The 15,057-nt window shown below is 61.5% G+C and carries 14 protein-coding genes; 6 read left to right on the forward strand and 8 right to left on the reverse strand.

Annotated features, from left to right (window positions below):
- Positions 1–10: 10 nt before the first annotated feature.
- The 5 genes from NCT04_RS18675 to NCT04_RS18695 form a co-directional block, all read right to left on the reverse strand.
- Positions 11–1,477 (reverse strand): efflux transporter outer membrane subunit, encoded by a 1,467-nt coding sequence (locus NCT04_RS18675; RefSeq protein WP_370652200.1) that lies wholly within the window; start codon positions 1,475–1,477, stop codon positions 11–13.
- 241 nt (positions 1,478–1,718) lie between these two features.
- Positions 1,719–2,000, reverse strand: coding sequence for a hypothetical protein (locus NCT04_RS18680; RefSeq protein ID WP_250467113.1), 282 nt, complete (start codon positions 1,998–2,000; stop codon positions 1,719–1,721).
- Between the two features lie 27 nt (positions 2,001–2,027).
- Positions 2,028–2,312, reverse strand: a complete 285-nt coding sequence (locus NCT04_RS18685; RefSeq protein ID WP_244829621.1) for a hypothetical protein — start codon at positions 2,310–2,312, stop codon at positions 2,028–2,030.
- A 334-nt stretch (positions 2,313–2,646) separates the two neighbouring features.
- Positions 2,647–3,093, reverse strand: a complete 447-nt coding sequence (locus NCT04_RS18690; RefSeq protein ID WP_250467115.1) for a DUF4399 domain-containing protein — start codon at positions 3,091–3,093, stop codon at positions 2,647–2,649.
- Positions 3,094–3,129: 36 nt separating this feature from the next.
- On the reverse strand, positions 3,130–3,567 hold the full coding sequence (locus NCT04_RS18695) for a DUF4399 domain-containing protein (protein WP_244829619.1): 438 nt from the start codon (positions 3,565–3,567) through the stop codon (positions 3,130–3,132).
- A 360-nt stretch (positions 3,568–3,927) separates the two neighbouring features.
- On the opposite strand from NCT04_RS18695, the gene NCT04_RS18700 reads away from it, so the two are divergent.
- Positions 3,928–5,832, forward strand: coding sequence for an SUMF1/EgtB/PvdO family nonheme iron enzyme (locus NCT04_RS18700; RefSeq protein ID WP_250467117.1), 1,905 nt, complete (start codon positions 3,928–3,930; stop codon positions 5,830–5,832).
- 7 nt (positions 5,833–5,839) lie between these two features.
- Here the strand turns inward: NCT04_RS18700 and NCT04_RS18705 are convergent, their stop codons facing one another.
- Positions 5,840–7,720, reverse strand: a complete 1,881-nt coding sequence (locus tag NCT04_RS18705) for a DUF3857 domain-containing transglutaminase family protein (protein ID WP_250467119.1) — start codon at positions 7,718–7,720, stop codon at positions 5,840–5,842.
- A 61-nt stretch (positions 7,721–7,781) separates the two neighbouring features.
- Entirely contained in the window at positions 7,782–9,017 is a 1,236-nt protein-coding gene (locus NCT04_RS18710; protein ID WP_250467120.1) for a glycosyltransferase family 9 protein, read from the reverse strand.
- A gap of 388 nt (positions 9,018–9,405) precedes the next feature.
- Here NCT04_RS18710 and NCT04_RS18715 point away from each other — a divergent pair, with 388 nt between their 5' ends.
- From NCT04_RS18715 to NCT04_RS18730, 4 genes are all read left to right on the forward strand, one after another.
- Positions 9,406–10,338 (forward strand): aldo/keto reductase, encoded by a 933-nt coding sequence (locus NCT04_RS18715; protein WP_250467122.1) that lies wholly within the window; start codon positions 9,406–9,408, stop codon positions 10,336–10,338.
- Between the two features lie 20 nt (positions 10,339–10,358).
- Complete coding sequence (locus tag NCT04_RS18720; protein ID WP_250467124.1) at positions 10,359–10,781, forward strand: DUF1810 domain-containing protein; 423 nt, start codon at positions 10,359–10,361, stop codon at positions 10,779–10,781.
- A gap of 57 nt (positions 10,782–10,838) precedes the next feature.
- Entirely contained in the window at positions 10,839–11,054 is a 216-nt protein-coding gene (locus NCT04_RS18725; protein ID WP_244829613.1) for a hypervirulence associated TUDOR domain-containing protein, read from the forward strand.
- A gap of 162 nt (positions 11,055–11,216) precedes the next feature.
- Positions 11,217–11,654, forward strand: coding sequence for a PRC-barrel domain-containing protein (locus NCT04_RS18730; RefSeq protein WP_244829612.1), 438 nt, complete (start codon positions 11,217–11,219; stop codon positions 11,652–11,654).
- Positions 11,655–11,814: 160 nt separating this feature from the next.
- Here the strand turns inward: NCT04_RS18730 and NCT04_RS18735 are convergent, their stop codons facing one another.
- Positions 11,815–13,518, reverse strand: a complete 1,704-nt coding sequence (locus NCT04_RS18735; protein WP_250467126.1) for a methyl-accepting chemotaxis protein — start codon at positions 13,516–13,518, stop codon at positions 11,815–11,817.
- 264 nt (positions 13,519–13,782) lie between these two features.
- Between NCT04_RS18735 and NCT04_RS18740 the strand changes: the two genes are divergently transcribed.
- Positions 13,783–15,027, forward strand: coding sequence for an aminotransferase class V-fold PLP-dependent enzyme (locus NCT04_RS18740; RefSeq protein WP_250467128.1), 1,245 nt, complete (start codon positions 13,783–13,785; stop codon positions 15,025–15,027).
- Positions 15,028–15,057 lie beyond the last annotated feature (30 nt).

The raw sequence follows: 15,057 nt of genomic DNA on the forward strand, positions 1-15,057 counted from the left end.
TGAGGATTGCTCACTGAGGCGTATCCGTGGATGCGTTCTGAACATTCACCGTTGGCCATCCGCCGCCGAGCGCCTTATAGAGCGTCACCGTATCCGACAGGATCTGCTGATGATTGGCGAGCAGCGCGAGCTGTGCGGCAAGCAAGGTGCGCTCGGTTTCAAACACTTCCAGCTGAGAAATCACGCCTTCCTTGAGCTGCGCGTCGATCTGCGCCGCGACGATGGTCAGATGCTCTACTTCCTGTTGCAACTCGACGCGCTGCTTCGTATGCGAATCGAGATTCACGAGCGCATTCTCTACTTCCTCAAACGCGCTCATGACGGTGCTGCGATATTGCTGTTCCGCGACCGTGGTTTGCGCTTCGGTGGTCTTCACGTGAGCACGAACGCTCGGATCGAGAATCGGGATATTGATGCTTGGCAGAAAGCTGAAGGTGAAAGTTTTGAGCAGGTCCGTCAGCGCGAAACTGGCGCTGCCGCCGCGCCCGGTGAGACTGATGGTTGGCAATTGCGCGAGCTTCGCCTGACCGACGAGGTCATACGATTCGAGCACGCGATATTCCGCCGCGACGAGATCGGGACGCCGTGCGAGCAACTGCGATGGCAGCCCCGACGGCACCGGCGGCGCCTGCACACGCGTCTGCAAATGCCCTTCCGGCAGCTTGAATTCGCCTGCGGGAACGCCTGTCAATGTAGCGAGCGCGTTATTGGCAAGATCGCGCGAACGGCGCAATTCCAGCAGATCGCGCGTGAGGCGGTTCAATTCCGCGCGCTGCGTCAAAACCTGCGTATGGGGCACGAGGCCGTTCTTTTCCATGCCCTCGAAGATCGTCAGGATTTGCCGGTTGGTCGCGATGGTCTTCTTCTGCTGCTCGATCTGATCGTCGAACTGAAGAATCTGGAAGTAAGTGGTCGAAACGTTGGCGACGAGTTCGAGATAACCCGCGCGCCAGTCGGCCTCGGTCGCGCGAAATTCGGCCTTCTGGGCTTGCACGCTTTTTTCCACCGCGCCCCAGATGTCGATGTCCCAGTTCACTTGCGTGCCCAGGTTGTATTGCTTCGAAAACATCTGGCCGGTGGTCTTTTCGAAGCTCGCGCCCGCACCCGCATCCATGGACGGCAACGCGCCCGCACGGGCCTCGCCGATCTGCGCGCCCGCTACGTTGATGCGCGCGGCCAGCACCTTGATATCGAAGTTGTTGTCGATAGCCTGGCCGACGAGCGTATCCAGCGCGGGATCGTGGAACTGCTTCCACCAGTCGGGCTGAATGGTGGCAGCCGCTGCGACCTTGGGCGCGTCGATCTTGGTGAAGGCGGTCTTCTCAGGCGTGTCCGGGCGTTGATAAGTCGGCACCTTCACGTCGATGCAACCGGCGAGCAGAGCAAGCCCGCTTGCAAGGCCGACGCGTAGCAGCCCAAAGCGCAAAGAGCCTAAGCGCAAAGAGCCAAAGCGCAACGATGGCAACAAGGCTTGCACGATCTCGCTCCCGGTGAACGCGCACCGACGGTCAGGTTGAGTGTGGAGGCGTCGCGGCCCGGCTCGTCGATTCATCGAGTAAATCACAAGGCGGAACGGGATGCCATACGGATCGAATCGGAGGCCGCCCGCCGTCTTGCGAACGGCGGGCGGGTATTGCAAGCGAGACTCCCCGTGCCTCGCCTTTACCGCGTAACCACATTGATGCTCTACCGCGTCACTGCCGCTTTTATTCCCGGCTTCACGAAACAAACGGCGTGAACATGTTGATGTTGCTGACGTTGTGTGCGTCCTGCTTCGGCTTGACGTTCGAGGTCATGTCGCTTGCGAACGCAGCGTTGAGGCCGTTCTGGTTGAACGTGTTTTGCGTCTGGTTTGCGAGTTGTTCCGTCGTACCGCTCAGATCGAACGCGCTGCTGCTATAGAACGGCATGAGGAAATTCATGCCGCCGCGCACGGCCGACATTTCGTCACGGTCCATTTCGGCTTGATGGGAAAGATCGCGGATGGTCAGAGTGGACATGATCGAAGGCTCCTGGATAAGGTTGATTTAGCTCAGTACGGGACGGGCGCCAAGATTGACGGTGCTGATGTTCTGCGCTTCCTGCTTCGGCATGACGTTCGACATCATGTTGCCGCCGAAGGCCACGCCCACGCCGTTTTGATTCACCGTGTTCTGCGTCTGGCCGATCAGTTGCTGCGTGCTGAACGAAGATTCGAACTTCGTGATGTCGATGCCGGGAAACAGGAACGACATGCCGCCGCGCACGGCCGACATCGTCTGGCGATCGAGCTCTTCGGTAACGGGCAGGTCTTGAATGGTCAGCGTGGTCATGGCGGTTCTCCTTGGGACTTCGCGCTTTGCGCATCGGGTGGTGGTTGGCGACAACTTGTTTGCGTGAGCTGTTAAACGCATAGGGTGTGCCAGTCGTCGTTCGATGCGGAAAAATATCTAGCAAAGCTTTGTCGCACATAAGCACGGTCGACTCAACGCGCTCTCAAACTCGACCCACTGATGATGGTCTTCTACCAACACTTCGGACTCCAACTGTCCGTTATCGAACGACATCGCTTTTCTCGGGCCCGACACGAACGCTCTCATCCGCGAAACGTCTGCGGATATGGCGTATCAACCGGGAAAGGCGGCGCTTAAGGCATGCGCGCGCCGCTTACTTGACGTAGATCGTGATCTTCTTCGAGTACACAGGCGGGTCGGTCGGGATGTGCCGGTCATCGCCCATCAAGAGCTGAAGTGTGTGCTTGCCCGGCGGAAGTTCGATAGTCGTTTCCGTTTCGCCCGCGCCGTAGTGCAAGTGATTGCGGTCTGACGGAATCTCCTGATCCATCGGCGGCAAGTCCGTATCGATCAACAGGTGATGATGCCCCGTGTTAGGGAATTTGACGCCGCGCGGCGCCACGCCCATGTACCGTAGACCGAACCACACCTTGATAGGCTTGCCCGCCGCGAAGGTCTGGCCATCGTTTGGATAGCCGATATAGGCGTAAGCGTTGGCGGGCGCCGGCGTCGGCCCCGCTATGGCGAATTGCACCGCAAACACAGCGGCAAGCAATGCAAAACGTGATCGCGCGATTGCGCTGACGGTTCGGTTCTTCATGTCACTCCCCTGGGCTGCGCGGTTGCCGTGCATGCTTCATTTCATCGTGATGGTGATCTTCTTGGAATAAACAGGAGGATCGTGCGGTACGTGGTTGTAGTCGCCCATCAGCAGCTGTAGCGTGTGCTTGCCCGGCGGAAGCTCCAGGCGCGCATCGGTCTCGCCCGCGCCATAGTGAAAGTGATTGCGGTCGGAGGGAATCTCCTGATCGAGCGGCGGCAGGTCAGTATCGATTAGCAAGTGGTGATGTCCAACGTTGGGCATGTCCACGCCCTTCGGACAGACGCCCATGTTGCGCAGTCCCATGCGTACCCAGAGTTTGCCGCCCGAGATCACGGCGCCGTCGGGCGGCCAGATGATGTATGCCTCGGCGTTCGGCGGAGCGGGAGTGCGCTGACGCGCGGCGGAAAAAGACGTATCGGCGGCGACGGCGGCGAGTGAAGCCAGTGCGCCAAGCACGGTTCTTCTCAACATGTTGTGCATGCCTCTCGATGAACAGTCACATGAAGGACTGACGAATGTGCGAGCGCTGAAGATACTGTCGTACGCTCGTGCGTGGAGCGATCAAGCCGTCGTCAGGTTTTTAGATTAGAACGTAACGTTTAAAAAAGATACTTACGAGAGACCGGAAGCGCACTCCTCATCACGCATACCTGCTTAATGGGGATTTAAGTGCCGACTGACCGCGTGCTATCTTGTTTGTGCTGCAGATGCACGAGCGCGACGGCAAATGCATGGTCCTCGCATGCGCCGACTTTGCATGAGCATCCAGGCGACAACGACAGACGCGCGAACGGCGCGCCCCTAATCAAGCCGGACCGAAAGGGTGTGAATATGTGGCGGACTCTCTTCATCGCAGGCATGTTCGTGACAATGGGCGGCGCGTTCGCAGCGCCTTCCGATCCACCGCTTGAGAGACCTTCGGTCGCGGCCGCCGACACTCATGCGAATCGCATGGCGCTCGTTATCGGCAATACGCACTACGGCGACGCCCCGCTGCCGGCCGCGGAGCACGACGCATACGATATGAGCGTTGCGCTCACGTCGCTCGGATTCAACGTGACGCGCCGTATCGATCTCAACGAAACCGCCATGCGCGACGCGCTCGACACGTTCGTCACGCAACTCGGTCCACACGATACCGCGCTCGTCTACTTTGCGGGCCACGGTCTGCAGGCAGGCGGCGATGCCCTGCTCGCCCCGCTCGATGCCCGCGCCGATGCGCCCGTCACGCTGGTCGAGAAAGGTATTCCGGTGAAGGATGTCGTGGCGCGCATGGTGCAGCGCCGTCCGGACGCCGCGAACATCGTCGTGCTCGACATGTGTCTGAACGATCCCTTCGGTGCCGCGCCCACCGAGAGCATGTCGTTGCCCGCGAACACACTGGTTGCGTACGCAACTACTTTTGCGACCGAAGCCGCCGAGACGGAACGCAACGGCCTTTACACCGCCGCGCTGTTACGAGCGATGTCCGGCGAAGCACGCACCACATCCCGGGTATTCGAAATAGCCGCCGCAAATGTCGCGCAGTTGACGCACGATAGCCAACGGCCGGGGATCGCATCGACACTCGATGCCGCATTCACACTCGCACCGATGTCGTTAGCTTCCACGGACGCCATCGATGCGACGCAATCCGCCACGGGTACCCGTACGCGCGGCATTCTTCCCAAGGACAGCAGCGAGCAATACGAACTGACCTTCTGGGAATCGATCAAGGACAGCACGTACCCAAGCGATTACGAAGCCTATTTGAAGGCGTATCCGAACGGACGATTCGCCACGCTTGCCAAGGCGCGTATCGATCGCTTGCGTGCGGCCGCCGCAAGTGCGAAGCCTGCGGCATCGCCGCAGTTGCCAGCTTCGCCTACTCCGGCGCCGACGCCCAAGCCCGCGCCGCCTGTCGTCGTTGAAAAGCCGCGTCAAACCGCGCCCCCGCCCACGCCTGCGCCGGCAACCACGACCGCCACTGTCGCAGTTGCATCCAAACCCGCAGCGAAGACTTCCGCTGGGGCCGAAGTAAAAGACTGCCCGTCTTGTCCCGCGCTGGTCCCGCTCTCGGCTGGCAGCTTCACCATGGGCAGCAACAACGACGATCCCGCAGAAAAGCCGCCGCATCGCGTGGCCATTGCGCAGCCGTATCTCATCGGCAAATACGAAGTGACGATCGAACAATGGAATGCATGCGTCGATGCCGGCGCCTGCACACGTATCTCACCCGATGGCGACGCCGGCAACGCGCCGCCCGCCAATGCGCCGATGCGCAACGTCAGTTGGGACGACGCGCAGGTCTACGTCAAATGGTTGAGCAAGGTGGGCGGCAAGGCATATCGCCTGCCGACCGAGGCCGAATGGGAATATGCGGCGCGCGGCGGCACGCAGAGCACTTACTGGTGGGGCGATCAAATGAAGAAAGGCAACGCCGACTGCAAGGATTGCGGCGAGCCTTATCGTCCCGAAGCGCCGACGCCCGTAGGCTCATTTGCCGCGAATCCGTATGGTCTCCACGACATGAACGGCAGCGTCTGGGAATGGGTCGCCGACTGCTGGCACGGCAACTACAAAGGCGCACCGGCCGATGGCCACGCGTGGGACGATCCATCATGTTCAGTGCGCGTGATTCGCGGCGGCTCGTGGCGCGAAGGCGCGAGCTATATGCAATCGGCCACGCGATTCAAATACAGCTCGAGCGTGAGGCAATCGCAGAACGGTTTTCGTGTGGCGCGTGACGCGCAGTGAAGGCACACTATCGCAACGCCGCCTTCACGATGATCGGCCCTTGCGTATCGCGCTCGATCTTCTTAAGCACCGGCTGCGCCGCCTGAAAGTCCTCGGGCGTGCAGACCTGCTTGCCGAAATTCGCGGTGAAAGTGCGCGAGATTTGAATCGTGTTGGTCGCGGCATCGAACAGATAGCGCGATGAAAAGCGGAAGAAGCCGCTATCGAGGTCGAGGTTGTCGGGCACTTCGACCACGTGCATCGTACGAGCAAGCACGATCTGCGCTACCTCGTCGAACACGCCGCCTATGCACAGATAAGGTTGCGTACGCACGCGCTCCGCAAGCCAGTTGCGCGCCTGCGTCGCGATGCCGCCCGAGAGACTCGTCAACGCGGGCAACGCGGTCGTGCCAGTGGGCCAGACCACGTCGTCGAGCGTGCCGTTCACGGTCGTGGCGAAGGGGCCGCTCGTGGCATCGACATCGCTGGTCGTGAGCGCGCCCGCGCCACGCAGATTCGTATAACGCAGACGATCCGTTGCGATCTGCTCGCGCCGCTCCGCATTCGCCGAACGCAGATTCATACGCTCGATCTCGGCACTCCATCCTGCATCCTCGACCCAATACGCAAAGTTGGCGACGCCTCCGGGCGCCACGTCGATCTGCAATCGCGCGGCGCGCGACAAGGGCTGCGTGGATGGCGTCTGCGAAAGCTTGCCGGCATTCACGAGCACGGTCGGGCGATCCATGTCCGCGAGTGGCAGATAGCCGAACTCGACGCTCGCCGCCGTGCTATCCGCATATAGATTCAGATCGGGCATCCATGTGATGACGTGATTGATCGCGCCCGCGCCGTAGCCTGGCACCGAAGGCAGCGAATACACCGCGCCCAGGCCGATCAGCGCGGGCTCGTTGCGAATGCCCACGGCATCGAGCAACGCGCCGAACAGCGCGACGTGGTCCTTGCAATCGCCATAACGATTCGCAAGTACCTCCGTCACGCGATGCGGCACGGCGGGACTTTGACCGATGAACATCGCGACATAGCGGATATTGCGACGTACCCAGTCGTAGAGCGTCTTTGCTTTGGCGCGCGCGTCGGCGTCGTTGCGTGTGAGCGATTGCGCGAACGCGATCACGGCGGGATCTTTCGTGCTCGGGTCCACGGAAGGTTCGCGATAGCTCGCGGCGAAGCTCGCGTAATCGGGAAACGTCGACACCATCAGACGGTCGCCGTATTGCGCGTAAGCGACCGAGCCGGTTTCGATGCGCGCAATGTGTTCGCGACGGTAATCGAACGCATAGCGCGTGCGGCCATTCGCGGTGACGGGCGGCTCGGCTTCATAGCCGCGCGCATCGGCGAAGAGCGGCTTGGTCGCGGGCAGATCGAAGATGAGCCGCTGTGCAAGCACCGGCCGCGAACCCGGATCGACGTAATAGTTGAACTGCCCCGCGATGACAGGACTCGCCTGGCTCTTGCGAAACCGCAGATGCACCGTCGAGCCGATGCCCACCGCCGGAAAAATCACCGCGCGCAGCTTGGCGTCCTGAAACGTGGGCGCGCCTGCCGAACGCGGCTCCTGGATGTCACGGATCTGCTCCGGCGAAACATCGTGACGCGCGCCGTTGACATCGACGGAATAGGCTTCGACGATTTCCACGTTCGACACGCTGCGGTCGTACCAGACGTAACGCTGCGCAATTTCGTCGATGCCGGCCGACGTGTTCGCGCGCAACACGGTGGTATCGTCCTCCGTCACCGAGCCGTCTTCCGCCACGACGAACTCGTGGCTGTCGCTGATAACGGTCGATGGATCGTCGTCGCCGGATGCTGCATGAGCAATGCCAGTCAGCGCGAGCGCCAAGACGAGAGCCAGGACGAGAACCAAACGGATCGATAGACGAGTCATGTCGCGGGCGCATGTGGGAGCTGCGTCAATCGTACATGAAGCGCGCCGGGGTCGAGCGGCGTCAGCGTGCAGCGAGTTGCGCCAGATCGGCCTGCAATTCGTCGAGCGGATGCGACCAGTCGCCGAGTTGCGTCTGACGATAAAGCCGCATAGACGGATACCAGGGCGTGAAGCGCTGACAGTCATACCAGCGGCAATCGCACGCGTTTGCAAGCAGCACCCATACGGGACGATTCAACGCGCCTGCAAGATGCGCGGGCCCCGAGTCGATGGTGATGAACAAATCGAGTTCGTCGAGCACGTATGCCGTATCGCCGAAAGCCGCGAGATACGGCGCCATGTCGATGACATCGTGTGCCTGCATCAACGCACGTTCGTCATCGGTCAGCGCGCCGACCTGAAGCGAGTAGAAGCGGCAATCGGGATTGGCGAACAACGCGGCCAGTTGTTGGAGTTGCATCGACCGGTACGGCTCATGGCGCACGTTGCTGGCGCTGCGCCAGCCGATACCGACCTTCATCCGCTTCGGTTCGCGTTGCATCGATGCAAGCGCTTCGTGTGGCAAGCCGCGATTGGGATTGCATGCGATCATGCCGCCGGGATTCTCCATCGGAAAATATGGCGAATGCTGATAGCGCGCGAAGAGATTGAACACGTACGTAATGCGGTCGCAATGCTGCATCTCGTGCGCACGTTGCTCGGCCGTCGGGATGACAAGACGCACGCCTTCGCGCGGGCGGACGACATCGCGCCACTCGTCGAAGACTTCGATGACCAACTCGCGTGCGCCTTCCCGCAGCAAGGCATCGACGTAGCGCGAATAGAGCACGAAATCGCCGAAGCCGCCTTCGATGGAGATCAAGATCGACTTGCCGGCAACGGGTTCGTCTATGCCGAGCAGCTTGGGACGCGCCAAGTCGATCCACGGCATGTCACTGCTAAAGAGCACGTGGAGAAGCGACTCGCCGCGTCCGACATCGCGGTTGATGCGATGCAGTGCATGCGCTTCGTGATACTTGCCGCTCGAGTAAAGCACCATCGCGAGTTCTTCGGTGAGCTGGTAGCGCACTAAGGGAGACATGTCGTGCGTAAGCGCTATCCTGAGACAACGTTCCGCAAGCTCGCGCATGCCGAGATAGTTCAAGTCGATGCCGAGTTGTCCGATCCATATGCCCGGATCGGGCAAGGCGGCGAGTCGAGTGATCATGGCCTGCGCTTCGGCGGCGCGCCCGGCCACGCGCAAGGCGCGCACGCTGTCTATGTTGAGCCGTAAGTTCTGGGCGTCTGGGAGAATCATTTTTGTTTTGCAAGGTGCGAAGAGCGAAGCCGCGAATGCCGGCGCTCGGGCGCACATGCTAATTGCACGGTTCGCCTTAGCTGCAAAAAAATGTCAGATCGAGCTTTCGTTGTCGGGTACGACTTCCGAGCATAGACGCAAGCGTATCGATCAGGCGAGCACGTACGTGAAACAAACGCGCCGGTTATGGTAACCGTTTCCGAGTCTGTCTCGACGAGCCCAGGAAGAAGTAGCGCCGGCATCGTTCGTTTCGGTATCGGGTTATCCTGCTGCGAGACGCGGGTTGCACCAGACATTGCATCTGTTCTTGCATGTCTTCGCCAGGAGCCTGATCGATGATGCCTTTGCCTAACTCGAACCATGCACGGCGTCATGGTTCTTCTCTGCCATGAACGGCCGTTCACCGGATCGCCGACGGTTCCTGCGTGTCGCGGCCACGGCGGCGCTCGCCGGAGCGACAAACCCGCTCATCGCGCAGATCGCGCCCTCGCAGTCGACGCCCATGCACAAGCGCCCGATTCCATCGAGCAACGAAGCGCTGCCTGTAATCGGCTGCGGCACGTGGCGCACATTCGACGTCGGCGACGACGCCGCCCGCCGTCGCGAACTCGCCGAAGTGCTGCGCGTGCTGTTCGCGGCGGGCGGCTCGGTGATCGATTCATCGCCCATGTATGGCTCGTCCGAAGCCGTCGCGGGCGACCTGCTCGCCGAATTGCACGCACGCGACAAGGCGTTCATCGCCACCAAGGTGTGGACCGATGGACGCGAGGCGGGCATCGCGCAAATGGAACAGTCGATGCGCCTTTTCAAAACGCCGCGCATCGACCTCATGCAGATCCACAATCTGCTCGACTGGCGCACGCAACTCGCCACGCTGCGCGACTGGAAAGCGGCCGGCCGCGTGCGCTATATCGGCGTTACGCATTACACGTCGAGCGCGTTCGGGCAGGTCGAAGCGGTGCTGCGATCCGAGCGTGTGGACTTCGTGCAAATTAACTACGCGGCCAACGACCGCGACGCCGAGGAACGGCTGCTGCCGCTTGCCGCCGAGCGCGGCGTCGCTGTGCTCGTCAATCAGCCGTTCGGCGGTGGCTCGCTGCTCGCCTCGCTTCGCGCAAAACCGCTGCCCGCGTTCGCGGCCGATTTGGGCTGCACGAGTTGGGCACAGCTTCTGCTCAAATTCGTGTTGGGAAACCCTGCCGTCACTTGCGTGATTCCGGGCACCGGACGGCGCGAGTACATGATCGACAACGTGCGCGCGGGCATTGGCGATTATCCGGATGCGGCGCTGCGAAAGCGCATCGCGGATGCCGTCGCGTGACTAGAGAGCCAGGACATGCCATGAGCGATACCTTCGATCTTCAACGCTTCGTCGATGCACAAGAAGCCGTCATCGACGACGTGCGCGCCGAGTTGTCCGCCGGCCGCAAGCGCACGCACTGGATGTGGTTCGTGTTCCCGCAAATCGCAGGTCTCGGCCATAGCCACATGGCGCGGCATTACGCTATCCAGTCCCGCGCGGAAGCCGAAGCGTATATCGCGCATCCTGTGCTCGGCGCGCGGCTCGTCGAATTGACTGGCATCGTCAATGGCGTGAAGAATTCGAGCGTCGAGCAAATTTTTGGGTATCCGGACGACATGAAGTTTCATTCGTCGATGACGCTCTTCGCGCGCACCGCGCCCGATCCCGCGATCTTTAACGACGCGCTGCAACGCTTTTTCGATGGCCACGAGGATGAAGGGACGCTCGCCCGCTTGAAGTAGCCGTGCGTGGGCATGGCCGTTGCGCTTTCGTTGGCACTTTAACGATGGAGAGACGCGATGACTCAATCCCTCAAGCTGCACGATCACGTTAGCTGGAATACGCCGCAGGGCGAGACCACGGGCCATGTCGTGAAAGTGATCCACGAACGCACGACAGTCGATGGCCATACGGTCAATGCATCGAAGTCCGATCCGCACTACGAGGTGGAAAGCGACAAGAGCGGCAAGCATGCCGTGCACAAAGCGGAAGCGCTGAAACGCATTTCACACTGAATTTTCTTCGATTTCCGCGTCACGGCGTGCGCCCCAAGCGGGTGCACGCCGTGCGTATGAGCACGTTCCCTGCAAAATTCGCAATAAACGTTCACACTTCTACCGCGCTAGATTCGCGCAATTCCCAAGAACTGATTTGCCAAATCTTTTGAGGATTGGAAGATGAACTCGAAACTCGTGGCACTGCTCTTCGCCGCATCGGCCATTGGCCTGACTTCCACCGCGTCCTACGCGCAAGTTGCGGGCGCACAGACGCTCGGCGTATCGGTCGAGGTATCGACCGCCATCATCGACGGCTGGAGCGTCAGGAAGTCGATTCTCAACAAGCCCGTCTTCAATGAACAGGGCGCGAAGGTCGGCGTGATCCACGACATCATCGTGGCGCCAGACCGTTCGGTTTCGTTCGCGATCATCGCGGCAAACCAATTCCTCGGCGTCTCGCATCACGACGTCGCCATTCCGGTCGAACAACTCGATTTCCAGGGCGGCAAGCTCGTGCTGCCCGGCGCGACGAAGGACGCGATCAAGGCCCTGCCCGAATTCCAGTACACCAAGGTCAAGGCAACGCCGAAGCCGCGTGCGGAGTTCGAACATCATTGATGCTTGGCAGGCAGCGGCGTGAGGTTTGCGCCGCTGCAGGTCGCTTGCGAGTTCGTCGTATCGAAGTAAGCACGCTTCAAAGCCGTGGCGGCGTTCGTTCGACGCCGCTACGCACGGCATCGGTCCGACGCAGCTTCACCGCGCTAATGCGCGCGATCGGTCAGAACGAACTCCACTCATCGCCATGCGTCGCCGCAGCGGTCGCCACGGGCGCGGCACGCCGCGTACGCGCGGGTGCGGCAACGCGCGCGGCAGTACGCGCCACGGGCACGGCAGGCGCGTACGACCGGGGCGCAACACCACCGCCTTCGACCACGAAGAACGCCATGACTTCGTTCAGGCGACGGCCCTGCTCTTCCAGCGCCTGCGATGCGGCCGCGGCTTCCTCGACGAGCGCCGCGTTCTGTTGCGTGACCTCGTCCATCTGCGTGATCGCCTGATTCACCTGCTCGATGCCGCGTCCCTGCTCCGCCGATGCCGCCGCGATCTCCGACATGATGTCGGTCACCTGAGCCACGGCCTGCGTTACTTCGGTCATGGTCGTACCGGCTTCGCTCGCGAGTGCCGAACCGTCCTTCACCTTTTCGACGGAATCGGCGATCAGTTCCTTGATCTCCTTCGCCGCCGACGACGAGCGCTGCGCGAGGCTGCGCACTTCGCTTGCCACGACCGCAAAGCCGCGTCCCTGTTCACCCGCGCGCGCCGCTTCAACGGCCGCGTTGAGCGCCAGAATGTTGGTCTGGAAAGCGATGCCTTCGATGATGCCCGTGATCTCCGCGATCTTCGACGAGCTGTTGCTGATGCCGTGCATGGTGTCGACCACGCGACCGACCACATCGCTGCCCTTTCGCGCGACATTCGAGGCATTCGACGCGAGCGAACTCGCCTGATGCGCGTTGTCGGCATTCTGGCGCACCGTGGACGTCAATTGCTCCATGCTCGCCGCCGTTTCCTGCAACGACGCCGCCTGCTCTTCGGTGCGCTGGCTCAGGTCCGTGTTGCCTGTGGCCAGCTCCTTGGCGGCGCCGCCCACCGCGCCGCTGCTGTCGCGCACACGGCTCACGGTTTCGGTCAGGCGTTCGTTCATCTCGGCAAGCGCACGCAGCAAGTCGCCAGTCTCGTCTTTCGAATCGGCGATGATCGTGCTGCGCAAGTCGCCACGCGCCACGGTTTGCGCGATCTCGACTGCGTCCTCGATAGGCCGGGTGATCGAACGCGTGATCGCAAAGCCCGCGGCCACCGCGAACAGCGTGGCGAACGAGCACAGCGCGATCAGCACGTTGCGCTGCAATTCGTACTGAGCTTCGAAATCACGCACGATCTCTTCGCGACGCGTGGCCGTGTAGCTCGCGTAGTCGTCGGTGGCCTTGACCAGTTGGGCGAGCAGCGGACGGCATTCGTCGTCCATCTTGGAGATCGCCTGGTCGTGCTTGCCGGCGAGCGCGAGGCCGACGATATCCGTCGCCACCGGGCCGTACAAGCCTTCCACGCGCGCCATTTCGGCGACGAGGCCACGGGCCTTCTCGCTCGTGTCGCTCGCCGAGGCGATCATGTCCTTGAGTTGTTTCAGGCGCGCCTGCACGTCTTCGTGAGCGCGCGTGACCTGGGCTTTTTCCAGTTCGAGATCGGCGGGCTTGCTGACGAGCACGAGATTGCGTGCGGCAATGGCGCGGCGATCGACCGCGGTGCGCAACTGACTGGCCACATCGGCGCGCGCGTTGATGCCGTTGACGTAGTTCGCGAAGCCGTCGGTCGCCTGGGAAAGCGAGCGCAGCGACATGCCTGCGACGAGCACCACGAGGACGGCAAGAATGCCGAAGCCGGCGACCAGTTTGTTCTTGATCGTGATGTTTCTAAGGTTCATTAGAAGGTTCTCTCAGTCAGTTCGTGGAACTGTTTCGGCGTCGTATGTTCGACTCGTGCGCCTTACGCGGCGTACAAGCGAACGTTTGCCCTCATCCGGGGCTTGGCGCTCTAGGAACTATTACGGCGGGCGGTTGCGAAGTCTGAAGGGGCGGAAATACGATTAGTCGGCATTTTGTCCATACCTTCGTCGCAACGGCGGTAACTTTGTCCAATCGATACTTCATCGGCGATACTTGATGCTCCTCACGCGATCAAAAGACCGATGACCGAACATCTCGACTTCCGCACGCCTGAATTCAACGCCGCCCTGGCCGCGTTACCCGTCGCGCCTGCCACGAACATCGCTCATGCCGAAGACTGGTGGAACGCAGTGCGCGGGCTGTATAGACAGTCCGACGACCTGATCAATCTGGAAAACGGCTACTGGGGCGCCATGGCCGAGCCGGTGAAGTCGATGTTCCATTACTGGATCGATCGCCTGAACCACGAAACCACGCTGCTCGTGCGTCCGCACTGGATGACGATCCACGACGGCCTGCGTCAGCGTCTTGCTGGCGCCATGGGCTGTTCCGCCGATGAAATCGAGCTCACGCGCAACGCGACGGAGGCGCTGCTTGCGCTCATCAGCGGCTATAACGGCCTCGAACCGGGCGATACCGTGCTCTACAGCAACCTCGACTACCCGTGCGGACGCGATGCGATGGAATGGCTGCGCGAACGGCGCGGCGTCCAGCCAGTGCGCATGACGATGCCCGAGCCTGCCACGCGCGAGGCCGTACTCGACGCTTACACGTCGGCGTTGAAAGCGCATCCGCGCACGAAGCTCGTGCTGCTGTCGCATGTCTGTTTTGCGACGGGGCTGGTGCCGCCGGTTCGCGAGATCGCGGCGCTCGCGAAAGCCGCGGGCGCAGACGTGATCGTCGATGCCGCGCATTCCTGGGGCATGCTCGACTTCGACGTGCCGACGCTCGACGCGCCGTTTGTCGCGTTGAATCTGCACAAGTGGATCGGGGCGCCGCTCGGTTGCGGGGCGATCTACATCAAGAAAGAGCGTCTCGATTCAATTAGTCCCTATCTCGGCGATACGACCTGGCCCGCCGACGATATCCGTTCGCGCGTGCACACGGGTTCGCCGAACTTCGCGGCTTGGCTCACGTTGCCGGCGGCGCTGGAGTTGCATCAGCGCATTGGCGCGCGCTCGAAGGAAGCGCGTCTGCGGGCCTTGCGCGACGCCTGGGCCGAACCGGCGCGCGCGCTGCCGGGCGTGCGGATCATGACGCCAGCGGATGCATCGATGACGGCGGGTATCACTGCGTTTCGCATAGAAGGACTGGCGAGCGATGTCATCGTGAAGACGTTGAAGGACAGGTTTGGCGTGTTCACGGTCGCGCGGCCGATTCTAGATGCAAGCGATGTCGTGCGTGTGACGCCGGGGATTTTTACGCGGATGGAGCAAGCGGAGAGGTTGCTGGAGGGGATTGATTCGATGGCGGGTGAAGCGGGCTGAGTGGATACGTGGGGACGCTCGTTCAACGCA

The organism is Caballeronia sp. GAFFF2 (genome assembly GCF_023631485.1).
GTDB lineage: Bacteria > Pseudomonadota > Gammaproteobacteria > Burkholderiales > Burkholderiaceae > Caballeronia.